Below are 24615 nucleotides of genomic sequence, written 5' to 3'. Positions count from 1 at the left end.
GCGCCTGCCTCCATGAAAAAAGTGCTTGTCCACATCACAAGCGATGCACTCGTCACCCGTAGGCAATTGCGCGTTCCACGCGGTGCGCTGAACAGCCACAGCACCAGCCAAGGAAAGAGTGCAAAGCAGGTGATCGAACTGATCAGCACCGCTTCACTGGGCTGGACATGAGCGTGCACCAGGCACAACGCCAAGAATCGGTTCAGTTCCCAGCATGATAGGTAACTGAGCAGCAACACCAGTACCAGCCACACGCTGCGCAGTAGCTCCGGATGTTTTCCTGCGGTTCGTCTCACCACTGCCTCCCTGATCGCGGACCCTGTGGCCGACCCAAAAACCCCCATGCCGGGTGACTGATGTGCTGCTGCAATTAAAACTTGGCGCGCAGGGTCATGGACACGGCACGGGGGGCTCCGAAGATATTCCCGTCCTGGAAGGTGTTGATGCGCTGTAAATATTTCTTGTCGGTCAGGTTGGTAGCGAGCAGATCAGCAGAGAGATTTTGCGTGATCTGATAGCCAATGCCCGCATCGTACAAGGCGTACCCGCTCTGACGAAGTTTGGTGCCGTCCATGCCAATGCCAGGGACATCCAGTTTGTTGTAGGTCTCGCTGACGATGCTGGCACCACCCTGGACACTCCACTTCTCCAACTCGCCGGGCAGTTTGTACAGGCTCCAGACCCGCAGCATGTTTTTCGGCAGGTAGGTCTGCAGTTGCTCGTTGGGGCTGTCATAACGTTTGTAGGTATGGGTGAAGTTCGCGCTAAGGAACCAGTCAGGGGTCATTTGCCTATTCACCTCAGCCTCGAATCCGTGGGTGCGAGCCTTGCCGCTGGCAACCACGGCCAGAAAACTCGGATCGTTCATGTCCGGAATCGCGCGGTTCTCTTCTTCGATCTGAAACGCTGCCAGCGAGGCGTTCAACGCGCCATCGAGGAATTCGGCCTTGATCCCCAGTTCGTGCTGCTTGCCTTCCAGTGGTTTGAGGGTCTTGTTGTTAACGTCCAGGTTGCTGACGGCTTGCGGCTGGAATACCCCGGAGTAGTTGGCATACAGCGAGTAGTTATCGTTGAGGTCGTAGATCAGCCCGTAAAACGGAGTGAACTTCTGCGACACGCTCTCTGCGTTCTTTTGCGCCGGTGAACCAGCCTGGGGCTGGTGCTGGCTGCGGTGCATCTCAAACCAGGTCACGCGCCCGCCAAGCACCAGCGTCAGAGGGTCGGCCAGGCTCAAGCGGACGTTGCTGTAAATCGCTTTTGCGCGGGTTTTGGCAACGCTGGTCGGCAACTTGTCCGATTCGGCAAAGGCCGGATAGGCAAAGTCAGGCTGGGGGTCGTAGAGGTCGACATCACCCAGGAAGTCCGAGTAATAACCGCCGTTCGATGCAAACTCGGAGCGCGAATAGTTGGCGCCTACCAGCATCGTGTGTTCACGTCCAAGGAAGTTGAACGGGCCGTCGACGTAGACGTCGGCCTCGTCTTGTTTCTCTCGATAATCAAACATGATCGAGTTCATGGACACCAGATTGTCGGCGGGGTCTATGCCCCCACCATTGCGTGCGTAAGCCTGGGTCAAGTCGTAGTTGTTGTCGGCGTGTCGCAGGGAGAGTTTGGTTTTCCAGCCATCCCCCAGCTGGTGCTCGATTTCGGTGAAAACAGCGGTGCTCCAGAAATAGTCCCGGTTCCAGTCTTCACCGTAAAAATTCTTGCGCGACACGTTTGGTAGCGACATTGCGGCCTCACCGGCAGCGTTGGTGTAGCGATAGGCAGGCAGGGAGCGCTGGGCGCCACGGATGTCGGTGTTCTGGTTGCTGGCACCAATGGTCCAGACCGTATCTGGCGTCAGGTCTATATCGACGATGCCGTAGACTTGATCCGATTCGCGCTTGCCGCCACCGTCGTAGTAGAAGCCTTTCTTGTGCTCGCTGAGCACCAGGCGTGCGCGTACATTACCGCTCTCTGTCAGCGGGCCGGTGACATCGACCATGCCACGGTAGTCATCCCAGGAGCCGGCGCTGATCTCTGTTGAAACCGCAGTCTCGGCCGACGGCCGTTTGCGCACCAGGTTGATACTGCCGCCAGGACCGCCGGCGCCAGTCAGGCTGCCAGATGGACCCTTGAGTACTTCAACGCGGTCGTACATGGTCAGGTCGGGCGATAAAAAAACCTGTTGTCCATGGTGGTCGGCGTACCGTCCAACTGCAGTGAGGTCATGTTAAAACCGCGGGAGAAAAAACTCAGGCGGCTGGCGTCGATACGCTGAACGGTGACACCGCCAACCTTGCCCAGTGCATCTTCGAGGGTGTAGAGGTTTTGCTTCTGAATACGCTCCTGGCCGATGACATTGATCGTTTGCGGCACCTCTCGCAGATGCAGCGGGACTTTGGTTCCTACCGATACGGTCGGTGCCTCGGTCTGCATTCCAACAATCGCCTGCGCCGGCAACGTCATGCTACCCAGTGGGTCCAGCGTCAAGGCGCCACCCACAGTCGTACGTACGGACAATCCACTGCCTTCAATCGCAAGCTGTGCAGCCTGCTCTGCATTCATCGTTCCCTTGATGGCCGGAGCACGGAGCTCGTCGACGAGATTCGGGGCATAAATGATTTCGTTGCCGCTCTGGCGGGCGATGCGATCGAGTGTCACCACCAGGGTGTCTGCAGGCAAGTCGAAATGTTGTTGAGATGAGCTGCCCGTTGCAGGTGATTGCGCGTGGCTGGTCGAAGCGTGACCCAGGATAAGCAAAAAAGACAAACACACAGGCGTCAGCCTGAACGCCGTGTTAAAGCGATTGGACATGGGTAACTCCGTGTTGGCGGCTCCGCTTTTATTAGCGGTTAATTCCTATGTCCAACGAGATTGAAAAAGCGATATAGAGCCACTTGAAAATAATTAGCCGCGCAGTTCGATCCGGGTCCAAAACCCCAGGTATTGCTCTATGCGCACAGGCAGGATTTGCTCCAGCGAAGCCAGTGCACGTTCACTGTTATCCAGGGAGAACAAACCGGAGACACGAAGTTGCGCGGCCGCCGGATCAATGCGTAACACCCCGCGCCGATAGGGCTGCAATGCCTGAATGACTTCTCCCAGCGCCCAATCATCGACACTGAGCCTGCCGCTCTCCCAACTGGTTTCCCCTTTTCGATTAGCGGCAAGTGGCTGGATAGCCCTTGAATTGAGACGGGCACCCGCTCCGCTCTTGAGCAACGAGCATTGCCCCTCGAGCAGACCCACGCAGAGGCTGGAAGTCATTGCCCACACATGAGTGGTGCCGTCTTGTAGCGAGACCATAAACCGTGCGTCAGAGCTGCGTGCAAATCCATGTGATGTGCGCACAACAAGTGGCCTGGGATCGTCGCTGGCCTCTATGACCAGTTTCCCTTTACGCAACATCACGTTTCGCTGGCTGGCAGTAAAATCGATATCCACCGCACTGCGCGCGTCCAGAACCAGCGTGCTGCCATCCGGCAGTTTGAAGTCACGACGTTGCGCAGTGGTTGTACTCAAGTCGGCCCCCATGCTTGTGAACAACGTGCTCTGCCGGCCAATCAGTGCCGCGCCGACACCGACTCCGCCAAGAACCAGGGCGCCCCGAAGCAAGCGTCGTCGTTGCGGATCTGGCGACTGCAGAACCCTGCGTACCTTCGAGTCCGAGTTACGTGCAAGCGGTAAAAAGGTTGTCCCCAGGTGGGTCTGCACTCTCTCCCATGCCTGCGCATTCGCCGCGTTGGAGATCCAGGCTTCGAACGCTTTTTGTTCATCATCCAGGACTTCGCCTGAACGCATGCAGGCCGTCCATTCGATGGCTTCCTCGATGGCAGAAGGTGCGCGTTTCACTCGTGAATCAGATTCTGGCAGCACAGCTTCAAACCCTTGGCTTCATATTGGCGTACCCGAGTTGTCGATACCCCTATCAACTCGGCAATGTCGGCGTACTTCATACCGTCCACCTGGCTGCACAGAAATGCAGTGCGGGCCCGTGACGAAAGGCCTGAGAGTAAGGCGTCGATTTCAAGCAAAGCTTCAATCGCCAGTGCCCGGACTTCAGGGGAGGGTTCGAATGCTTCGGGTTGCAAAGCCAACACTTCCAGATAAGCGCGTTCCAGATCGCGCCTGCGCCAACTGTCGTACATCAATCGCTTGGCGATTGTCGTAAGGAGTGCCCGAGGTTCGCGGATTGCCTGCGGTTCAGGTAATGCGACAACCTGAACAAACACTTCAGCAGCGATGTCTGCAGCATCATGGGAACAGCCCAGCCGCGCACGTAGTCGATTCAACAACCAACCATGGTGGTCACCGAAAAGGCTGTGCAATACCGTCTGTCGTGCATTGGCAGAAGCGAGCGCGATTTGAGCCATTGGAATGAATTTAATGATAATTCTTATCATTTACCATGGCTGTAGCGGTTGTTTCAAGGTGTAAGACTGCTGATGAGCGTCGCAAGCCCGGCTGGACTGTCTCACCCCATTTGTCGGGGATACCCGGGGAAAGGTAGACGGGGGAGTCCAGGACACACTCCCGGACACAACTAAGCCCGCCGCAGGCCTAATGTCATTCACTCAAGAGCCATGCTGCTCAAGGGGGGGAGCGGGGAGAAGTCGCCTAACTGAGCAACAGGCGGGCTTCTTGTTGGCTTCATGTTCATCTTGCGATGTAGTGAAACCGGTATTTGGTAAGGGACGTCTTTTGATCTCTGAACGCTTCATTGGCTTGTATCCCTTCGGTTCGATTATTAACGAAGGATACACAGGGGGATACACGGAGGAAAGGTATAGGGGGAGACAAGGAGAAACCCCCAGACACAAGAAAGCCCGCACTAGGCGGGCTTCTTGTACTGTTTATAGACTCATGGAGACATCTGTAAACAAGCGTTTGGTGGCTACACAGGGACTTGAACCCCGGACCCCAGCATTATGAATGCTATGCTCTAACCAACTGAGCTATGTAGCCAATGGCGCGCATTATTCCCTCGTAATGGACATGTGTCAAGCAAATATCTTAAAAAATCTTTGTGCTATCAACTGCTTAAGGTTTTGGGCGGCTTTGGATGGCAATATCTTGTAAAAAAATGGCACATTGACGTACCTGCAAGCGCGCATTCACCTGTCGTACGGAAGCTCAAATGGCTCTTAGCAACGCTCAAACAACTACAACCGCGTCCCCTCCAGCTCCCCAGTCCAGCCCGTTAGTCATGCGCATTATCGGTGCCGTGGCGTTGGCGCATCTGATCAATGACCTGATCCAGGCGGTACTGCCGTCGATCTATCCGATGCTCAAGGCCAAATATGACCTGACCTTTACCCAGATCGGGCTGATTACCCTGACGTTCCAGATGACGGCTTCTCTATTGCAGCCGTGGGTGGGTTACTACACCGACCGTCATCCCAATCCGTTATTGCTGCCAGCCGGTATGGTGTGCACCCTGATAGGGATTTTGATGCTGTCCCAGGTTGGCAGCTTTCCTCTGATCCTGCTGGCGGCAGGGCTGGTCGGGGTTGGCTCTTCAACCTTTCACCCTGAAGCATCCCGCGTGGCAAGGCTCGCCTCAGGCGGACGTTACGGCCTGGCGCAATCGACCTTTCAAGTGGGTGGCAACGCGGGCTCGGCCTTCGGGCCGTTGTTGGCTGCGGCTATCATTATTCCCTATGGCCAGGGCAATGTGGCCTGGTTCGGGCTATTTGCGCTGTTCGCCGTAGGGCTGCTGTATGTCATTAGCCGCTGGTACCGCAACCACTTGAACCTGTTCAAGCTCAAGGCCGGGCAGAAAGCGACCCATGGCCTTTCAAAACGGCGGGTGCTCGGTGCGTTGGTGGTGCTCGGCCTGCTGGTGTTCTCCAAGTATTTCTACATGGCGAGCCTGACCAGCTACTACACCTTCTTTCTGATTGAGAAGTTCGACGTGTCGGTCTCGACTTCACAGCTGTATCTGTTCCTGTTCCTGGGAGCCGTTGCAGCAGGTACGTTCTTTGGTGGGCCGATAGGCGATCGCATCGGACGCAAGGCGGTGATCTGGTTCTCGATACTCGGGGTGGCACCGTTCACGTTGATGTTGCCTTATGCCGACCTGTTCTGGACCAGTGTGCTCAGTGTGGTCATCGGCTTTATTTTGGCTTCTGCCTTCTCGGCTATCGTGGTGTACGCCCAGGAGCTGGTGCCGGGCAATGTGGGAATGATTGCGGGTATCTTCTTTGGCTTGATGTTTGGCTTTGGCGGGATCGGTGCCGCCTTGCTCGGGCACCTGGCTGACATTCATGGCATCGAGTACGTCTATACCCTGTGCTCATATCTGCCGCTGTTCGGCGTGCTGGCGATTTTGCTGCCGCGAACGAAAAAAATCTGAATCGGTAGTGGGTGGCCACTCCCTGGCCTTTCTGCACGCTAGACCTCAACCATGGACCTCTCTGTGCAGATGTCCGTGGTGAGCACTAGCAGTGGGTGGCTATCTTGAGCTGCTCCCGGGCCCGCGAGATGCGTGAACGAACCGTCCCTATGGGGATCTCCAGAACATTGGCCGTGTCGCGATAACTACCGCCGCTTTCCAGCGACACGTACAGCGTATTGCGCATTTCGGTTGGCAGCCGGTTGATGGCCGTGAGGGTCAGTTCTAGACGTCGATTGATTTCGAACTGACCACCCAGGTCGCTGGCGCAATGCTGCTCAGGGCAGAGCGCCTCGTCGAACTCGCAATGTACCGGCCTCGCGTACAGCCGGCGAAAGTGATTGCGAATCAGATTCTGGGCAATGCCGCACATCCATGTGCTCAGTGTTGCCTGGCCATTGAAGCGGTCTTTGCTTCGCCAGGCCTCCAGACAGGTCACTTGAAAAATATCGTCCGCATCCTCGGGGTTCAATACGCGCTTGTGAATAAACGCTTTCAGTTTTTTCTGGAGCCCGGTCGACAGATCCAGGGGGGTGGTAGAAGAGGTCAAGAGGGGTGGGGAGGAAACATCATCAAGGCAATTCATTTTTTATCCTCAGGTGTGCGCTATCGAAATGATTTCGACGAAGGCCTCCTAAGCACCGCCTGTGCCAATCAATGAATTGCCTGTATATGATTGTTTTTTAAGAATTTTATTTTTTTGATGGCACCTTTTTGTGCCGAAACTTGCGTGGCCTGTCCTGGGCTTGCGCCAACTTTTTCAAAAACCATGTCAGCTGCGCGCCGGGGAACCGTTTGCCTGGGACCGGCCACACAGGTCATCGAACCTTCCTGACTTGGCATCCCTATGAAATTTGACGGACGAAACGAAGCCGTGCAGGCACTGAGTTCGATGCTCAGGGCAACTTCTGAAACAACAGCCTCAACGTTACGCCAGTCCGGATGGGTTTTTCGCCATGGGAAGGCCCACCACTGAACCCACAGGTCAGCCTCGGTCATGCAGAACCTTCCTCAGATGGGGGCGTTTTATGTCTCAACTTCAGCCACATGACAGGGCCGGTAATCGCAAGAAGGAGCCCAAAGACTCCACCGGCAAAGGTTTTTTTCCAGAACCCCAGGTTTTGCTCCGGCACCAGAAAGGGGCCGAAGAAGAGCAACTGCTGCTTGTCTTGAAACGCAGCCGCCGGGACAAATACCGTGGTTATTTTGTTCGGGTTGTCTAAAGCCGTGGCCATGCCCGGAATACTGCTGGCAACCATTCGGCGTACCCGAGACTGAATGCTGTCGGGGTCCAGTCTTGAGTCATGTTTGATGAAGACCGAAGCCGACGCGGGCTGGACTGCCTCGCCCGGGGCTACTCGCTCGGGAAGCACCACATGCACACGCGCAACGATGACACCGTCTATGTTTGACAGCGTCGCTTCGAGTTCCTGTGACAAGGCGTGGATGTAGCGGGCACGCTCTTCCAGCGGGGTAGAAATAACTCCCTCCTTGCGAAAGATTTGTCCCAGTGTCGAGCGTGTTGCCTTGGGTAGCCCGGCGGCTGCAAGGGTCTTGATAGCCCGGCTGATATCTTGTGCACTCACCCGCACGGAGACTCCGTTTTTGGTAGGGATCTTTTGGCTATGGACTTGCTTGTCTGCCAGTTCGGCGATGACTTCATTGGCTTCTTGTTCGGAAAGCTGGCTGTGAAGCTCCACACTTTCACCACAACCGGCCAAACACATTACGAGCAAAAACATCAGGCTCTTGATAAGGCGCGACACAATGCTGTTACCGTCTAAGACAGATTGGTGAGTTTTTCGATTGCTTGTGACGTCTTGCTGATTATCTTGGCGCTCAATACGGTCATCAAGATGAAATGCCGACATGGCACGGGTTGATTTGAGCATGTCGACGGGATCGGTACTGGTGCTGACTTTTTGCAAGGCCTGTGCAGCCCTGTTCGAGAGGCCTTGCAAGAATTCCGAGCGCTGACTGAGCGGGCTGGCGCCATTGTTGTAAGGAACTTCGGCCGCAGGCGATTTCAACAAGGTATTGAACCAGTTTATATCGGCAGTCTCAGGTGCAGGATACGGCGTGTCAGGGAACATGGACGGTGCCAGGGTGGCAACGTCAGGGGCATTAACGTTCATATAAAGCCTCAGGTGTGCCGTGTTCGATCTGCGAGACGTATCGGTGAGCGTCGCAAGAAAGGTCTGAACGGGTCGTTTAGGCCAATGCCCCATTATTGAGATGGGGCATTGGCCAATGCATCAATAGTTCAGTGCTTTAGCAGCAGATTGCATCGCATTCATCTGCTTGCTGGCGGTATCCATGATGCCCGCCGATTTTGCACCGCGGGCGTCATTTTCGAGTTTCTCTTTGTTTGTTAAGTAACTGTCCCAGGCTAGTTTCTTGTTTAGTTCGGCTTGTTCTTTGATGGGGTCTTTATCTGGTGTGCCGCCGCTACGGCCGCTACGGCCGCTACCGCCGCTACCGCCACTGAATAGTGCTGAGAGGAGTGGAATTAACATGGTGATATTTCTGTGGTTGGTTATTTTATGGGAGTGTTAAAACATGATTTTGTTCGTAGGGGTGGTGCTGTTGAGAGGAGAGGTCGCAGTTGTTACTGCGGTGTTTAACGTGTCTTTCGCAAGGCCGCCGAGCGTATCAATAACCTTGTTGACGACCGGTAATAGGATGGGTGCCAATAGGGGGAGTAGAGGTAGCATATGTATTCCTCTGGAGACCGATATTAATATTGAACCGGGAGGCTGGTTCGTTGTTTGAGTGACGTTATTAAGTCGCTCAGTTCCAGTTTGTTGACGTCAGGATATTTCCAGTTGTTTCATTCGATGGTAAAGCGTACGTTTCGCAACGCCTAACTCAAGTACCACAGCATCCAAGCTATATAGGTGACGTCGCAGGGAATCCTGAATGATTAATTTTTCGATTTGCTGCAAACGAAGTTTCAAGATTTTTTCGTCATTGTTATTGGCCCCTGAACATGTCAAAAGTGGGGGTAAACCCAGTACCAGCCGCTTGGCAACGGATCTCAATTCCCGGACATTAACAGGCCAGTCATGGCAAATAACACGTTGAAGCAGTGAAGTGCTGGGCACTGGTATAGATGAGTTGAAGTAATTAGCTTCGCGCTGAATCAAGTTAAGGAACAAGGGAATAATGTGTTCGCGTCGCTCGCGTAAAGGCGGTAAATGCAGGCTTACTACATTAAGACGGTAATACAGGTCTCGTCTGAAACGACCTTGTTCCACCATTTCTGATAAAGAAGATTGAGCCGAGGCAATGACGCGCATGTCCACGGGTATGGACCTTGTCGATCCTAGCCGTTCTACTCCACGAGTCTCCAGTACACGCAATAATTTGGCCTGCAGGATAAGCGGCATACTGTCTATCTCATCGAGATACAGCGTGCCCATATCGGAGGCTTCAATAAAGCCCGCCCGTGATTGCATGGCACCGGTAAATGCGCCGTGGGTGACGCCGAACAACTGGCTCTCAGCCAGGCTCTCGGGGATGGCCGCACAGTTTATTGCAATGTAATGACCTCGACGTCCTGATAAAGAATGTAGCCGCTCTGCCAGCGTGTCCTTGCCGGTGCCGGTTTCACCATAGAGTAAAATATCTATGTTTAGTGTTGCAGTACTGTTGATGGTGGCGTCAAGTTCGGGGTCTTCGAATTGATAGGCTTGATAATGTTCGTCTCTCGAATGGGAAGACGCCATTGAGTTTGCTCCCGCTTTATTTCTTTTTTGGGAAGGCTGTGTTTTACGGCCAACCCGGATAGACAGTCTTTTGGAGTAACTCCCGTCTGGAAACAGCTTGGTGCTATTGAATAGGTAAACCAAGTCATGAAATGGCCGTATTTCTTGAGTTAATAGAAACAGAAGCTGTAGGGGGGCAGTACTAGTGTCGTGAGCGGTTAGTTTATTTTCTAACGTACCACGATATACTGTGCACCCCTCGCCCCGAGATGGTTCCAGGCATGCCTCGTCCAATTGCTCCCTTTGCACTACAGCCCGCCGACGTTCTTACGCTTCAAGGTTGGCTGCGCATGAGTACGCTGGAGCAGAGCCTTGCTCAGCGGGCGCGGATACTGCTTTTGCTCAATGAAGGGGTGACGCCCATTGCCATCTGTGGGCAATTACTGATCACGACACCGACCGTGTTCAAGTGGCGAAAGCGTTATCTGGCGTCGGGCATCGACGGCCTGAACGACCTGCCGCGTAGCGGTCAGCCTTTGAAGCTGGGTGCTGAGAAAGTCAAAGAAATCCTGACCCTGACAACGCACCGGGTTCCCAAGGAAGCAACGCACTGGAGCGTCCGGTTGATGGCCAAGTACGCTCGCGTTACCACCTGGCAAGTCCGGCAGATATGGGCTGCGTCGGATCTCAAGCCGCACCGACTGAAGACATTCAAGATCAGCAACGATCCGCACTTCGCTGAGAAGGTCATCGATGTGGTCGGGCTGTACCTGAGCCCTCCGGACAACGCCATGGTGCTGTCGGTTGACGAGAAAACTCAGATCCAAGCGCTGGATCGTACTCAGCCAATGCTGCAACTTCGGCCTGGGCAGATCGAGCGGCGAACCCATGATTACAAGCGCCATGGCACGGCGAGCTTGTACGCCGCGTTCGACATCATGACCGGTGAAGTAATGGGCCGGATTACCCAGCGGCACCGGGCCAAGGAGTTCCTGGATTTCCTCCGGCAGATTGATAAGAACACGCCTGCCGAGTTGGATCTCCATGTGATCCTGGATAACAGTTCGACCCACAAAACCCCAGCGATCAAGGCCTGGCTGGAAAAGCATCCGCGCTTCAAGCTGCACTTCACGCCGACCAGTGCGTCCTGGCTAAACGCGGTGGAAGGCTGGTTTTCACAGCTGGAGAGACGCGCACTGTATCGAGGTGTCTTCACCAGTGTTACTGATCTGAAAGTCGCGATCCGCCAGTTCATTACTGCTCATAACGAGCATTCAGCCAAGCCGTTCAAGTGGACAAAGACCGCAGCGGCCATCATCAGCTCGGTACATATGGCAAAGCTGAGTGTGATGAAGAATAAGCTAATGAACTAACCGCTCGAGACACTAGTGGCTGTGTGATTTAACCCCTGGCCATGAAGGAACAAGGGTTTCGCTGATACTTATGGTTTGCTTTTGCTGGCGTTTGTCTGGCTTTCGGTTTGCGTGGTAAAGCCAAACGTCAGAAGGGCGCTTTCAACGGTACTCAAGTGTTGCAAGCAAAGCTGCCACGGTGCCGACACTGCATCGGCCAGTTCACTGGCTGATACCGGGATCAGCACTGGTCGCTCATTATCATTGGCGATCGAAGCACAGCCTGAGGCGACATTTTCCAGTCGCTCGTGCAACGAGGCCGGCGCCGGGCCTTGCTCCTTGCGCAAGGCATCGGCAAAGGCCTCGGAGAACAACAGCGAGCTTGCGTACAAACGAACGGCGTGGCGTTCGTAACGGCTGGCGATACCCTTGACCTCCCGTGACACAAAGCGCCCGCGCAATGTCCAGCGTGCGGTGTTGCGGGCCATGCTGATTCCGTTCTCCAGGGCAATCAGGCTGTCGTGGGCCCGAGAGAAAATCTGTACGGCGCTTTGAGCTTTGTCGGCGTTATTTTCTTCGAGTGCCTGCAGGCTTTTGCTAAATCCCGAGGAGAGTTTTTCCAGTAAGTCCTTTGCCGAGCCATCAATGATGCCAATAGGGTTGGGGGTCAGTAGCACCTGGCTGAAGACCAGTCCTACGCCAGCGCCTACCAGTACATCAAGCATGCGTACCACCCCGGCACTCTCGGGGCCGACTGCGAGCATCAGCACGGCCGAAACCCCGGCCTGAATCGGAACCACGGGTCCCAGGCCATACAAGGCCGCAATGGCGATGGCAGAGAACGTGGCAAAGCCAATCCGCAGCAAAGGATAAGCATCTGGAAGCCACAAGGCCGCGTCACCCACGATAATCCCGGTGGCGACACCCACCATCAAACCAATCGCCTGTTTGCCATGACTGGGCAAACCGGGTGCCAGGCATACCACTGCACTGATGGCAGCAAAGACGGGGTGTACATGGCCGAACAAATATTTGGCGAGAACCCAGGCCAATGCCGCTGCGATTGCTGAAGCCAATGCATCTCGCCAGGCGGAGGACCAGCGAAAGCTTATCCGCTGAATCAGAGGGGTGGTGAAGCGATTGATGAACACCTTGGCGAGCATTGAAACTCCCGATCAGTCTTATGGCCTTGAGACTTACCATAGACCTTTTGCCCGGGGGATGGTTTGACCTGCACTAAATACCGGACCAAAAAAAACCGCGCCTGGGCGCGGTTTTTTGGACGTGTGCTGTATTACACGTTGAAGCGGAAGTGCAGGACGTCACCGTCTTTGACGATGTATTCCTTGCCTTCCAGACGCCATTTGCCGGCTTCTTTTGCACCGGCTTCGCCGTTATACTTGATGAAATCGTCGTACGCGATAACTTCGGCGCGAATAAAGCCTTTTTCGAAGTCGGTGTGAATCACACCAGCTGCTTGCGGAGCGGTAGCACCCACCTTCACGGTCCAGGCGCGAACTTCCTGAACGCCTGCGGTGAAGTAGGTCTGAAGGTTAAGCATCTCGTAACCGGCACGGATTACGCGGTTCAGACCTGGCTCTTCAAGACCCAGGGCCTCAAGGAACATGTCTTTTTCTTCGCCATCGTCGAGTTCGGCAATTTCAGCTTCGATCTTGTTGCAGACCGGAACCACGATTGCGCCTTCTTCTTCGGCAATGGCCATGACCACGTCGAGCAACGGGTTGTTTTCGAAACCGTCTTCAGCCACGTTGGCGATGTACATCACAGGCTTGGTGGTCAGAAGGTGGAAGCCTTTGATGATTTGTTTCTCATCGGCATCCATGTTCTTGATCAGGCTACGCGCCGGCTTGGCCAAGGTGAAGTGTGCGATCAGTTGTTCCAGCAGTGCTTTTTGAGCCACCGCGTCCTTGTCGCCGCCCTTGGCGTTACGCGCAACTTTCTGCAGTTGCTTTTCGCAGCTGTCGAGGTCGGCGAAGATCAGCTCAAGATCGATGATCTCGATGTCACGCTTCGGGTCAACGCTGTTGGAAACGTGAATCACGTTTTCATCTTCAAAGCAGCGGACCACGTGAGCGATAGCATCGGTCTCGCGGATGTTGGCCAAAAACTTGTTGCCCAGGCCTTCGCCTTTCGATGCGCCAGCCACGAGGCCCGCGATATCGACGAACTCCATGGTGGTTGGCAGGATGCGCTGGGGTTTAACGATGGCAGCCAGCGCGTCCAGACGTGGGTCGGGCATCGGCACGATACCGGTGTTCGGCTCGATCGTGCAGAAGGGGAAGTTCTCGGCCGCAATACCGGATTTGGTCAGGGCGTTGAACAGGGTGGATTTGCCGACGTTAGGCAAGCCGACGATGCCGCAGTTAAATCCCATGGTGTTTTCCCCGAGGAGTAGAGTCAGGCCTTCTGGCTGTGCAGGTTTTTCATCGCACGGTTCCATTCCCCGGCGAGGATATCCGGCAGCACGCCGAGGGCAAAATCGATGCTGGCGTCCAGTTTTTCCTGCTCGGCGCGAGGCGCACGACCCAGGACAAAGTTGGACACCATGCTGGCGACGCCTGGGTGGCCAATGCCGAGCCGCAGACGGTAAAAATTATTGTTGTTTCCCAGCTGCGCAATGATGTCGCGCAATCCGTTGTGACCTCCGTGGCCGCCGCCCAGCTTGAGCTTGGCAACGCCAGGTGGGAGGTCGAGTTCGTCGTGGGCCACCAATATGGATTCCGGCGCAATGCGGTAGAAACCGGCAAGCGCCGCAACGGCTTGGCCGCTTCGGTTCATATAGGTGGTGGGAATCAACAGACGAACATCCTGACCCTGGTGGCTGAAACGCCCGGTCAGGCCAAAATATTTGCGATCCGCAACGAGGTTTACCCCGTTTGCCGACGCGAGACGCTCAACAAAAAGGGCCCCTGCGTTATGCCGGGTCTGTTCGTATTCGGTGCCTGGATTTCCCAGGCCAACGATCAGTTTTATGGCGGTCACGACAAGGGCCCTTCTATGGAGTTGTGGATAACATCGCCGCTAACAGTTAGCGGCGAAAACGGACAAAAAAGCGGGTTTACATGAGTAAACTTCGCGATCTTGTCCGCTTTACTCGCTGCGTGTTAGCTCGCGATGTTTCTCAAGACTCCAACGACAGAGTAATGAATTACTCTGCTGCTTCTGGTGCAACACGTGGAGCGTGAACGTTGGCTACTGCCAGGTCGTTACCGTGTGCCAGAGCTACGAACTCAACGCCTTTAGGAGCGGTGATGTCCGACAGGTGAATGATCGAGCCGACTTCGGCGTTAGCCAGGTCAACTTCGATGAATTCAGGCAGGTCTTTTGGCAGGCAGGAAACTTCGATGTCTGCAACAACGTGCGAGATCTCGCCGCCTTTCTTGATCGGAGCAGCTTCACCAACAAAGTGAACTGGAACGATTGCAGTCAGCTTTTGACCAGCAACAACGCGAACGAAGTCAGCGTGCATCACGTGGCCTTTAGCCGGGTGACGTTGCAGAGCTTTGATGATCACGTTTTGCTTAACGCCGCCAACGGTCAGTTCGATAACGTGGCTGTAAGCAGCTTCGTTTTCGAGCAGTTTGGCAACTTCTTTAGCCAGCATGCTGATGGATTCAGGGGCTTTTTCGCCACCGTAAACTACAGCTGGAACCAGGCTTGCGAGACGACGCAGGCGGCGGCTCGCACCTTTCCCCAGGTCGGAACGCACTTCAGCATTCAGAGTAAAATCGTTCATGTTGTATCTCCAAAATAACCACATCCGGCCTAGCGTTTGCGACCAGCGCTATGGACGGTATGGGCAAAAAAGCCCCGCCCCAACAGGCTGCTGGGGCGGGGCGCTTTTCGTCAACGTGATGTTTGAGAAGGGCAGGGCCCTTATCGGAACATCGCGCTGATCGATTCTTCGTTGCTGATGCGGCGAACCGCTTCAGCCACAACCGGTGCGATATCCAACTGACGGATACGCGAACAGGCTTGTGCGGCTGCGGACAGCGGAATGGTGTTAGTCACCACCAGCTCATCCAGCATGGAATTTTCGATATTCTCGATTGCCCGACCTGACAGCACAGGGTGTGTGCAGTAGGCGAACACTTTGGAAGCGCCATGCTCTTTCAAGGCTTTAGCCGCGTGGCACAGGGTGCCGGCGGTATCGACCATGTCATCAACCAGAATACAGGTACGCCCTTCGACATCACCGATGATATGCATCACTTCCGAGTGATTGGCTTTCTCACGGCGTTTGTCGATGATACCCAGATCGACGCCCAAGGACTTGGCAACAGCTCGTGCACGCACGACGCCGCCGATATCCGGGGACACAATCATAAGGTTCTCAAAGCGCTGATCTTCGATGTCATCCACCAAAACTGGGGAGCCATAGATGTTATCTACAGGAATATCGAAGAAACCCTGGATTTGGTCAGCATGCAAATCAACCGTGAGAACACGATCGATGCCGACTACGGTAAGCATGTCAGCGACAACTTTTGCGCTGATAGCCACACGTGCGGAACGCGGACGGCGATCCTGACGGGCATAACCAAAGTAAGGAATAACAGCAGTAATACGAGTCGCTGAGGAGCGGCGGAAGGCATCAGCCATCACGACGAGTTCCATCAGGTTATCGTTGGTCGGAGCACAAGTCGGCTGAATGATGAAAACGTCTTTACCGCGGACATTTTCATTAATCTCAGCGGTAATTTCGCCGTCGGAAAACTTGCCGACAGAGATGTCACCGAGTGGGATATGCAGCTGACGTACGACACGCCGAGCCAGATCGGGGTTAGCGTTCCCCGTAAAGACCATCATCTTGGACACGCGCAGTACCTGAAGGCTGAGGGTAACCTGGATGAGTATAAGAAATGGCAGGGGCGGCTGGATTCGAACCAACGCATGGCAGGATCAAAACCTGCTGCCTTACCGCTTGGCGACGCCCCTGTATCTGTTGCTACGAGTACCGTGTACCCGTTTCCTTTGCCAGATCTTGTAGCTTGCGATGCAACATCGAAACGTTGCTTCCTTTTGCTACAAACCCTGTAAGGGTGTCTGTCAGAAGGTGCAGCACTTTATCAGCATCTGCTTCGTTTGGGAAGGCCCCAAATATACAACTTCCAGTTCCAGTTAATTTTGCTTCGGTATATTTACCTAACAAATTCAAAGCGTTACGTACTTCTGGATAACGCTCCTTCACTACTGCTTCGCAGTCGTTTCGGCTGTTTCCCTTGGGAACGGGGCGCACTTTAATGGGCAAAGAGTCACGTGTCAACAAAGGATCTGAAAATATTTCTGCAGTACTAACAGAGACTTGCGGGACAAGGACCAGATACCACGGTTCTTCAGGGTCTGCAGGCGTAAGGATTTCGCCTACACCCTCAGCAAATGCGGCGTGTCCGCGCACGAAAACCGGGACGTCGGCCCCCAGGCTCAGGCCCAGCGCAGCCAGACGGTCTTCATCCCAGGCCAATTGCCAAAGATGGTTGAGCGCCAGCAAGGTGGTCGCCGCATTTGAGCTGCCGCCACCGATGCCGCCACCCATGGGCAACACTTTTTTGATCTGGATGTCGATCCCGAGGGCGCAACCGGATTGCGCCTGAAGTTTTTTTGCCGCCTTCACGATCAGGTTTTCGTCATGAGGGACACCGGGGAACTCGGTGTGCAGGCAAATAACGCCATCGTCACGTACGGCAAAGGTCATTTCATCGCCGTAATCGAGGAATTGAAACAGCGTTTGCAGTTCGTGATAGCCATCTTCGCGACGGCCGAGGATGTGCAGCATCAAGTTAAGCTTTGCCGGGGAGGGCAAAACCAGGCTTTCTTTATCTAAATGGCCTTGCATCTCATTGACCCAACAGGCGAGGTTGCCAATCTTTAACCACTAACGTGACATCCAGGTCCGGGCCGTGCAGCTTGACCCGCTCCGGCAGCCAGAAGCCGTTTTGCTCGACGTAGCTTAAATATTCGATTTTCCAGCCGTCCTGCTCCAGGTTGGCAAGGCGGCTATCAGCGTTCAATGTCACGCGGCTTTTACTGCCAGGTGCAGGCAAGCCGCGCACCCACCAGACCAGATGTGACACCGGCAGGCTCCAGCCCAATTGCTCGCCCAACAGTTCTTCAGGCGTTGGTGCTTCGTAGCGGCCCTGATTGGCGACTTCCAGAACGACACTGCCCGGGCGTCCGGTCAGGCGGGCAGCGCCTCGGCCCAGAGGACCGGAAAGACGAATATCGTAATAATCCTGGCGCTGGAGCCAGAACAGCGTGGCGCTGCCTGAGTCTTTGGGGGCGCGAATGCCGACTTTGCCGTTGATTTGCCAACCGTCGAGCTGGGTCAATTGCTGTTTATGGGCCGACCACAAGGCCGGGCTGCCGTGGCCTTCAACGGATTCGCGGGCACCAAAGCCCGCGCAACCGGCGAGCAGGGCGATAAGGCTAAAAACAACAAGGTGGCGCATATGACGAAAAAACATGAGTTAAAGAGTCTCTGATCCGGTCAGGCGCAAGATGGTTTTGCGCAGAGTAGGGCTGTCAGGATTTTCTTTAAGAAAAGTGCCCCAGATTTTTTTGGCTTCACGTTGCTTGCCGTTGGCCCACAACACTTCGCCCAGGTGAGCGGCGACTTCCTGGTCCGGGAAGCGTTCCAGCGCCTGGCGCAGCAAGCGTTCGGCTTCGTCGAGATTGCCAAGGCGGAAATTGACCCAGCCCAGGCTGTCGAGCACTGCCGGATCATCCGGATTCAGGTCGTAGGCTTGCTGGATCAATGCTTTGGCCTCGGCGTAGCGAGTGGTGCGATCCGATAGCGTGTAGCCCAGCGCATTCAATGCCATCGCATTGTCAGGCTCGCGCTGGATGATGGCGCGTAAATCCCGCTCCATTTGTTCGAGATTGTTGCGCTTCTCGGCCAGCATGGCCCGTGAGTACAACAGGTTCATGTCGTCCGGGTACTGCTTGAGTGCCTGTTGCAGGACATTCCAGGCGCGATCGGTCTGGTTATTCGCCGACAGGGTTTCCGCTTCTATCAAATACAGCTGAATGGCGAAGTCGGGTTGAGCATCACGGGCCGCGGCCAGTTTTTTCGATGCCTCGGTGCCGCGGCCGTGGCTGATCAGAATATCGGCCTGGCGCAGTTGTGCGGGCAAATAGTCGTTGCCCGGGCCAACGAGTGCGTATTGGGTGAGTGCAGTCTCGGGGTCGTTGCGCTCTTCAGCGATACGGCCAAGGTTCAAGTGTGCCGAGTCGACATGGCTGTCGCGCTCGATCAGCTCTTCGAGATAGCCCTCGGCCTCATCCCAGGCCTTGCCTTCCAGGCACACCAGGGCCAGGGAGAACCGCAGCTCATCGTCTTCGGGGTATTGCTCGACCAGACTGGCAAATTGCACTTTTGCCTCGCCCATGCGGTTCTGCTCGACCAGCGTGCGGGCATACGTCAGGCCCAGGCGCTTGTCGTCGGGGTATTGGCGAATGCTTTTTTGCAGCAGTGGCAAGGCTTCTTTGCCGCGATTAAGGCTTTGCAGCAAACGGGCGCGCAACAAGACCGGGGCGACCTCACCGTTTTGCGGCGGATTTTTTTCCAGCAGTTTCAGTGCGCCTTCGGCATCACCGTCCTGTTGCATCAACAAGGCCTTGCCGAAAATCAGCTGGCCATTGTCCGGATGCTTGACCAGCAGGCTGTCAAAACTTTTTTGCAGGCCCGCACGGGTGTCCGCATCTGTTTCTACCGCCGACAGGGCGAGGAAATCGAAGTGAGTATCGCCCTTGGCCTGCAGGACTTTTTCCATGTACACCATGGATTCGTCGTAACGACCGTTACGTGCCAGCTGAATGGCGGCAGCACGTTGTGCCTCAAGGTCGTCCGGGGCATTTCTGGCCCAGATCAGCGAGGTGTCGAGTGCGGCCTGATCGGCGCCCAGGTATTCGGCAATACGAAACGCCCGCTCAGAGATGCCGGGGTCTTGTGTATTGATCGCCTGCGTCACGTAGTTATCGAGTGCGATATCCAGACGATTACGTTGGCCGGCCAGCTCGGCGCTCAACAGGCTGTACAGCGTTTCTTCGCTGAACGAGCTGTAGACCGTTGGTTTTTCCGGGACGGAGGTGACGTCTTCAGCCGCGGATGAGTCATCCGGGGACGTGGGAGCCAAAGCCTGGCAGCCACTGAGAAGAACGAGGGCGAGGAGCAACGCGGAGGATCTATTCATATAAGAGATGGGCGACTTACCTGCGGTCCGGGCATCATGACACATGCGATGTCGCAAACCCTAGCAGGTGCGACTATCGATATCCGGGGGGCTGATGATGTGTTCAACAGAGGTTAACTATAGAGACAATAGTCAGCAGTGGTTGTTCTCAATCTGGCGAAGTAGGACAATTGTCGGCTTCTCGTCATCATCAGCGATATTGAATGGCCTTCCTCGCACTCGGTATTAACCACAAGACTGCTTCAGTAGACGTCCGCGAGCGCGTGGCTTTTACTCCGGAGCAGTTGGTTGAGGCCCTGCAGCAGCTCTGCCGCCTAACCGACAGTCGCGAAGCTGCGATCCTCTCCACCTGCAATCGCAGTGAACTCTATATAGAGCAGGACCACCTTTCAGCTGACAGCGTACTGAAGTGGCTGGCCGACTATCACAACCTGAGCCTTGATGAACTGCGTGCCTGTGCGTATGTCCATGAAGAAGACGCTGCCGTTCGTCACATGATGCGTGTGGCCTCGGGCCTCGATTCGCTGGTGCTGGGCGAGCCGCAGATTCTCGGCCAGATGAAATCGGCCTACGCTGTAGCGCGTGAGGCGGGCACGGTAGGGCCTTTGTTGGGGCGCTTGTTTCAGGCGACGTTCAACTCGGCCAAGCAAGTGCGCACCGACACCGCCATCGGTGAAAACCCGGTTTCCGTCGCGTTTGCTGCGGTGAGCCTGGCCAAGCAGATTTTCAGCGACTTGCAGCGCAGTCAGGCCTTGCTGATCGGTGCGGGCGAGACCATTACCCTGGTCGCCCGTCACCTGCATGACCTGGGCGTAAAACGCATCGTGGTCGCCAACCGTACCCTGGAGCGCGCGAGCACTCTGGCTGAGCAGTTCGGTGCCCATGCAGTGCTGCTGTCGGATATTCCTCAAGAGCTGGTACATAGCGATATCGTGATCAGCTCCACGGCCAGCCAGTTGCCGATTTTGGGCAAAGGGGCAGTCGAAAGTGCCTTGAAGTTGCGCAAGCACAAACCTATTTTCATGGTCGATATTGCGGTTCCCCGCGATATCGAGCCTGAAGTCGGCGAGTTGGACGACGTTTACCTCTATACCGTCGATGACTTGCACGAAGTGGTCGCCGAGAATCTCAAGAGTCGTCAGGGTGCAGCCCAGGCGGCAGAAGAGCTGGTCAGCATCGGCGCCGAAGACTTTATGGTGCGTTTGCGTGAGCTGGCGGCTGTCGATGTGCTCAAAGCCTATCGCCAGCAGAGCGAGCGCCTGCGTGATGAAGAACTGCAAAAAGCCCAGCGGATGCTCGCCAACGGCAGCAACCCTGAAGATGTGCTGGTACAACTGGCACGCGGCCTGACCAATAAATTGCTGCACGCGCCCAGCGTGCAGCTGAAAAAGCTTTCCGCCGAAGGCCGCCTCGATGCGCTGGCCATGGCCCAAGAACTTTTTGCCCTCGGTGAGGGCTCATCGCATAGCTCTGCGGATAAAAAATAGTAATGAAAGCGTCACTGCTGAATAAGCTGGACATCCTCCAGGACCGTTTTGAAGAACTGACCGCATTGCTTGGCGATGGCGAAGTCATTTCTGATCAAACCAAATTTCGTGCTTATTCCAAGGAATACGCAGAAGTTGAACCCATTGTCGCGGCCTACGGGCAGTGGCTCAAAGTGCAAGCCGACCTTGAAGGCGCCCAGGCGCTGCTCAAGGACAACGACCCTGACATGCGTGAAATGGCGGTCGAAGAAGTTCGCGAAGCCAAAGAGCGCCTGAGCGAGCTTGAAAAAGACCTGCAACGGATGCTGTTGCCCAAGGACCCGAATGACGGACGCAACGTGTTCCTTGAAATTCGGGCCGGCACCGGTGGCGATGAAGCGGCCATCTTTGCCGGCGACCTGTTTCGCATGTATTCCCGTTACGCTGAACGTCGCGGCTGGAAGCTGGAAATCCTGTCAGAAAACAGCGGCGAACATGGTGGCTATAAAGAAGTCATTGCCCGCGTCGAGGGCGAGAATGTTTACGGCAAGCTGAAGTTCGAGTCGGGTGTTCACCGTGTGCAGCGTGTGCCCGCCACCGAATCCCAGGGCCGTATCCATACTTCCGCCTGTACTGTGGCGGTCTTGCCAGAGCCGGACGAGCAGGAAGCCATCGAGATCAACCCGGCCGACTTGCGCGTTGATACCTATCGCTCCTCGGGTGCGGGTGGTCAGCACGTCAACAAGACCGACTCGGCGATTCGTATCACCCACTTGCCCTCGGGTATTGTGGTGGAGTGTCAGGAAGAGCGTTCCCAGCATAAAAACCGGGCGCGGGCGATGTCCTGGCTGTCGGCCAAGTTGAATGACCAGCAAACCAGCGCGGCGGCAAATGCAATTGCCAGCGAGCGCAAGTCGCTGGTGGGCTCGGGGGATCGTTCCGAGCGCATCCGCACTTACAATTTCGCGCAGGGGCGAGTGACCGACCATCGCGTCAACCTGACCCTGTATTCCCTGGATGACGTACTGGCTGGCGGCGTTGATGCCGTTATCGAGCCATTATTGGCGGAGTTTCAGGCTGATCAACTGACAGCCCTGGGTGAATAAATGACTATTATTGCCAGTTTGTTACGTGCTGCTGAACTGCCTGACTCACCCACGGCCCGTCTGGATGCGGAGCTTTTATTGGCTGCTGCCCTGGGCAAGTCGCGCAGTTATCTGCATACATGGCCCGAAAAGATTGTCAGCAGCGAAGCGGCATGGACCTTCGCCGAATACCTGTTGCGTCGCCGTACCGGAGAGCCAGTGGCTTACATTCTGGGCCAACAGGGTTTCTGGAACCTTGATCTGGAAGTGGCGCCACATACCCTTATCCCGCGTCCCGATACCGAACTGCTGGTCGAAACCGCGCTGGCCCTGTTGCCGGAAAGCCCGGCCAAGGTGCTGGACCTCGGCACTGGCAGCGGTGCAATCGCCCTGGCATTGGCCAGTGAACGCGCCGCCTGGCACGTCACGGCAGTTGACCGCGTGCTGGAAGCCGTAGCGTTGGCCGAGCGCAATCGCCAACGTTTGCAGCTTGAAAACGTCAACGTGTTTACCAGCCACTGGTTCAGCGCATTGGCCGACCAGCGTTTTGACCTGATTATCAGCAACCCGCCCTACATTGCCGCCGGTGACGTTCACCTGGCTGAAGGCGATGTGCGTTTCGAACCGGAAAGCGCCCTGGTTGCCGGTACCGATGGCCTGGACGATATTCGCGAGATTATCACCGGCTCTGCCAGCCACCTGAATGCGGGTGGCTGGTTGATGCTGGAACACGGTTATGATCAGGCAGAGGCGGTTCGCCAATTGCTGCAAGACGCAGGTTTTGCACAGGTTGAAAGCCGCAAGGACCTGGGTGGCCACGAGCGCATCACGTTGGGCCGCCTGCCGTGCTGACCGATGAGGAGCTGTTGCGCTATAGCCGACAGATCCTGTTGCAACAGGTTGATATCGACGGTCAGTTGAAGCTGAAAAACAGTCGTGTACTGATTATCGGCCTCGGTGGTCTGGGTTCGCCCGTTGCGCTCTACCTTGCCGCCGCCGGTATCGGTGAACTGCATCTGGCCGACTTTGACAGCGTTGACCTGACCAATCTGCAGCGTCAGATCATCCATGACACCGCCAATGTGGGGGAGAGCAAGGTCGACTCGGCGTCCCGCCGACTGCGCCTGATCAATCCGCTCATTAAACTGGTTGCCCACCGTTCGGCACTGGATGCCGATTCGCTGGCCGAGGCTGTCAGTGCAGTGGATCTGGTGCTCGATTGCTGCGACAACTTTGCCACCCGTGAAGCGGTGAACAAAGCCTGTGTGGCGGCGCGCAAACCGTTGGTCAGTGGCGCGGCCATTCGCCTCGAAGGGCAGTTGTCGGTGTTTGATTCGCGTCAGCCTGCCAGTCCCTGCTACCACTGCCTGTACGGGCACGGCAGCGAAGCGGAACTGACCTGCAGCGAAGCCGGAGTGATGGGGCCGCTGGTGGGGTTGGTCGGCAGCCTGCAAGCCCTTGAGGCACTCAAGATTCTGGCCGGTTTTGGTGAGCCGCTGGTGGGGCGTCTATTGCTGGTCGATGCATTGAGCACGCGCTTTCGCGAGCTGCGGGTCAAGCGCGATCCTGCCTGCAGCGTGTGTGGTACTGGCCATGAGTGAGGCGCCGATTGGGGTTTTTGACTCCGGCGTTGGCGGTTTGTCGGTACTCAAGGAAATTCATGCACTGCTGCCCAACGAGTCGCTGCTCTATGTGGCGGACTGCGGGCATATTCCCTATGGCGAAAAAAGCCCTGAATTTATTCGCCAGCGCTGTGCCGTAATGGCTGATTTTTTCCAGCGTCAGGGGGCCAAGGCACTGGTGCTGGCCTGTAATACGGCGACGGTGGCGGGGGTGGCTGACCTGCGTCAGCGTTATCCCGACTGGCCCATGGTCGGCATGGAACCTGCGGTCAAACCCGCTGCAGCGGCCACTCGCAGCGGCGTGGTGGGTGTGCTCGCGACGACGGGCACGTTGCAAAGTGCCAAATTTGCCGCCTTGCTTGATCGTTTTGCCAGCGATGTCCGGGTGATCACCCAGCCATGCCCGGGCCTGGTGGAGCTGATCGAGACCGGTGACTTGCACAGCGAAGCCTTGTGCACCCTGTTGCGGGGTTATGTCGAGCCGTTGCTGGCAGCGGGCTGTGACACGATCATTCTTGGCTGCACCCATTACCCTTTTCTCAAGCCTCTGCTTGCCCGGATGCTCCCACCCTCGATCACCCTGATCGATACCGGCGCTGCCGTGGCCCGTCAGCTTCAGCGTTTGTTGGCTGATCAAGGCTTGCTGGCAGCCGGCCCTCCCAGTGACACGCAGTTCTGGACCAGCGCCTCACCTGAACACATGGGAAATATCCTGCCTGTGTTGTGGAATAAATCTGGCGTTGTGCGAAGCTTCTGTCTGTAAAAAAACCTGAACTCCGCTTTAAAACGCC

At 55.8% G+C, this 24615-nt stretch carries 25 protein-coding genes and 2 tRNA genes; 8 read left to right on the top strand and 19 right to left on the bottom strand.

Annotated elements, in window-relative coordinates:
* The first annotated feature begins 12 nt into the window (after positions 1-12).
* Entirely contained in the window at positions 13-171 is a 159-nt protein-coding gene (locus V6P94_RS23505; protein ID WP_338648798.1) for a hypothetical protein, read from the top strand.
* A gap of 199 nt (positions 172-370) precedes the next feature.
* Here the strand turns inward: V6P94_RS23505 and V6P94_RS23500 are convergent, their stop codons facing one another.
* The 5 genes from V6P94_RS23500 to V6P94_RS23480 all read right to left on the bottom strand — a co-directional run bounded on the left by V6P94_RS23500 (position 371) and on the right by V6P94_RS23480 (position 4950).
* Positions 371-2143, bottom strand: a complete 1773-nt coding sequence (locus V6P94_RS23500; RefSeq protein ID WP_338648796.1) for a TonB-dependent siderophore receptor — start codon at positions 2141-2143, stop codon at positions 371-373.
* Positions 2144-2145: 2 nt separating this feature from the next.
* Complete coding sequence (locus tag V6P94_RS23495) at positions 2146-2799, bottom strand: TonB-dependent receptor plug domain-containing protein (RefSeq protein ID WP_338648795.1); 654 nt, start codon at positions 2797-2799, stop codon at positions 2146-2148.
* 93 nt (positions 2800-2892) lie between these two features.
* Positions 2893-3837 carry a FecR domain-containing protein gene (locus V6P94_RS23490; protein WP_338648794.1) on the bottom strand — a complete coding sequence of 315 codons (945 nt, stop codon included), beginning with the start codon at positions 3835-3837 and terminating at the stop codon, positions 2893-2895.
* Entirely contained in the window at positions 3834-4358 is a 525-nt protein-coding gene (locus V6P94_RS23485; protein WP_338648793.1) for a sigma-70 family RNA polymerase sigma factor, read from the bottom strand. Before V6P94_RS23485 ends, V6P94_RS23490 begins: the two co-directional genes overlap by 4 nt.
* Positions 4359-4873: 515 nt before the next feature.
* Positions 4874-4950: transfer RNA gene (locus V6P94_RS23480), tRNA-Met, on the bottom strand.
* 172 nt (positions 4951-5122) lie between these two features.
* On the opposite strand from V6P94_RS23480, the gene V6P94_RS23475 reads away from it, so the two are divergent.
* Complete coding sequence (locus V6P94_RS23475; protein ID WP_338648792.1) at positions 5123-6340, top strand: MFS transporter; 1218 nt, start codon at positions 5123-5125, stop codon at positions 6338-6340.
* 85 nt (positions 6341-6425) lie between these two features.
* On the opposite strand, the gene V6P94_RS23470 is transcribed toward V6P94_RS23475, so the two are convergent.
* The 5 genes from V6P94_RS23470 to V6P94_RS23450 form a co-directional block, all read right to left on the bottom strand.
* Positions 6426-6965: a sigma-70 family RNA polymerase sigma factor gene (locus V6P94_RS23470; RefSeq protein ID WP_326397353.1), complete on the bottom strand. Its 540-nt coding sequence runs from the start codon at positions 6963-6965 to the stop codon at positions 6426-6428.
* 68 nt (positions 6966-7033) lie between these two features.
* Positions 7034-7378 (bottom strand): hypothetical protein, encoded by a 345-nt coding sequence (locus V6P94_RS23465; protein WP_338648791.1) that lies wholly within the window; start codon positions 7376-7378, stop codon positions 7034-7036.
* Positions 7375-8121 (bottom strand): type III secretion system inner membrane ring lipoprotein SctJ, encoded by a 747-nt coding sequence (gene sctJ, locus V6P94_RS23460; protein WP_338649467.1) that lies wholly within the window; start codon positions 8119-8121, stop codon positions 7375-7377. The genes V6P94_RS23465 and sctJ overlap by 4 nt, the downstream gene beginning before the upstream one ends.
* Before the next feature lie 513 nt (positions 8122-8634).
* Positions 8635-8895, bottom strand: coding sequence for a hypothetical protein (locus V6P94_RS23455; protein ID WP_338648790.1), 261 nt, complete (start codon positions 8893-8895; stop codon positions 8635-8637).
* Positions 8896-9189: 294 nt separating this feature from the next.
* Positions 9190-10107: a sigma 54-interacting transcriptional regulator gene (locus V6P94_RS23450; protein WP_338648789.1), complete on the bottom strand. Its 918-nt coding sequence runs from the start codon at positions 10105-10107 to the stop codon at positions 9190-9192.
* A 260-nt stretch (positions 10108-10367) separates the two neighbouring features.
* Here V6P94_RS23450 and V6P94_RS23445 point away from each other — a divergent pair, with 260 nt between their 5' ends.
* The gene (locus V6P94_RS23445; protein WP_044272157.1) at positions 10368-11459 is read left to right on the top strand and encodes an IS630 family transposase; all 1092 of its coding nucleotides are present in this window, start codon (positions 10368-10370) and stop codon (positions 11457-11459) included.
* Positions 11460-11527: 68 nt separating this feature from the next.
* On the opposite strand, the gene V6P94_RS23440 is transcribed toward V6P94_RS23445, so the two are convergent.
* The 9 genes from V6P94_RS23440 to V6P94_RS23400 form a co-directional block, all read right to left on the bottom strand.
* A complete protein-coding gene (locus tag V6P94_RS23440) occupies positions 11528-12601 on the bottom strand; it encodes an FUSC family protein (RefSeq protein WP_133076414.1) in 1074 nt (357 codons plus the stop codon).
* Between the two features lie 131 nt (positions 12602-12732).
* Complete coding sequence (ychF, locus tag V6P94_RS23435; protein WP_133076413.1) at positions 12733-13833, bottom strand: redox-regulated ATPase YchF; 1101 nt, start codon at positions 13831-13833, stop codon at positions 12733-12735.
* 23 nt (positions 13834-13856) lie between these two features.
* On the bottom strand, positions 13857-14441 hold the full coding sequence (gene pth, locus V6P94_RS23430; protein WP_003439790.1) for an aminoacyl-tRNA hydrolase: 585 nt from the start codon (positions 14439-14441) through the stop codon (positions 13857-13859).
* 166 nt (positions 14442-14607) lie between these two features.
* The gene (locus tag V6P94_RS23425; RefSeq protein WP_095035802.1) at positions 14608-15195 is read right to left on the bottom strand and encodes a 50S ribosomal protein L25/general stress protein Ctc; all 588 of its coding nucleotides are present in this window, start codon (positions 15193-15195) and stop codon (positions 14608-14610) included.
* A 140-nt stretch (positions 15196-15335) separates the two neighbouring features.
* A complete protein-coding gene (locus tag V6P94_RS23420) occupies positions 15336-16277 on the bottom strand; it encodes a ribose-phosphate pyrophosphokinase (RefSeq protein ID WP_019825119.1) in 942 nt (313 codons plus the stop codon).
* A gap of 45 nt (positions 16278-16322) precedes the next feature.
* Positions 16323-16397: transfer RNA gene (locus V6P94_RS23415), tRNA-Gln, on the bottom strand.
* A gap of 10 nt (positions 16398-16407) precedes the next feature.
* Complete coding sequence (gene ispE, locus V6P94_RS23410; protein ID WP_326427360.1) at positions 16408-17295, bottom strand: 4-(cytidine 5'-diphospho)-2-C-methyl-D-erythritol kinase; 888 nt, start codon at positions 17293-17295, stop codon at positions 16408-16410.
* 1 nt (position 17296) lies between these two features.
* A complete protein-coding gene (gene lolB / locus V6P94_RS23405) occupies positions 17297-17908 on the bottom strand; it encodes a lipoprotein insertase outer membrane protein LolB (protein ID WP_405046719.1) in 612 nt (203 codons plus the stop codon).
* An 18-nt stretch (positions 17909-17926) separates the two neighbouring features.
* Positions 17927-19651, bottom strand: a complete 1725-nt coding sequence (locus V6P94_RS23400) for a tetratricopeptide repeat protein (protein WP_133076410.1) — start codon at positions 19649-19651, stop codon at positions 17927-17929.
* A gap of 203 nt (positions 19652-19854) precedes the next feature.
* On the opposite strand from V6P94_RS23400, the gene hemA reads away from it, so the two are divergent.
* The 5 genes from hemA to murI are packed head-to-tail and all read left to right on the top strand — an operon-like array spanning position 19855 to position 24587.
* Positions 19855-21138, top strand: coding sequence for a glutamyl-tRNA reductase (gene hemA / locus V6P94_RS23395; protein ID WP_133076409.1), 1284 nt, complete (start codon positions 19855-19857; stop codon positions 21136-21138).
* 2 nt (positions 21139-21140) lie between these two features.
* Positions 21141-22223, top strand: a complete 1083-nt coding sequence (prfA, locus tag V6P94_RS23390) for a peptide chain release factor 1 (protein WP_133076408.1) — start codon at positions 21141-21143, stop codon at positions 22221-22223.
* Positions 22224-23054, top strand: a complete 831-nt coding sequence (gene prmC, locus V6P94_RS23385; RefSeq protein WP_338648788.1) for a peptide chain release factor N(5)-glutamine methyltransferase — start codon at positions 22224-22226, stop codon at positions 23052-23054.
* Positions 23048-23803: a molybdopterin-synthase adenylyltransferase MoeB gene (locus V6P94_RS23380; RefSeq protein ID WP_133076406.1), complete on the top strand. Its 756-nt coding sequence runs from the start codon at positions 23048-23050 to the stop codon at positions 23801-23803. The genes prmC and V6P94_RS23380 overlap by 7 nt, the downstream gene beginning before the upstream one ends.
* Positions 23796-24587, top strand: a complete 792-nt coding sequence (murI, locus tag V6P94_RS23375; protein ID WP_338648787.1) for a glutamate racemase — start codon at positions 23796-23798, stop codon at positions 24585-24587. Before V6P94_RS23380 ends, murI begins: the two co-directional genes overlap by 8 nt.
* Positions 24588-24615: the final 28 nt, after the last annotated feature.

Origin of the sequence: Pseudomonas sp. ML2-2023-3 (assembly GCF_037055275.1) — a bacterium.
In the GTDB taxonomy this organism is placed as follows: domain Bacteria; phylum Pseudomonadota; class Gammaproteobacteria; order Pseudomonadales; family Pseudomonadaceae; genus Aquipseudomonas.
Note: the sequence above shows the minus strand (reverse complement) of the source record. Positions and strands in the feature narration are given on the sequence as shown.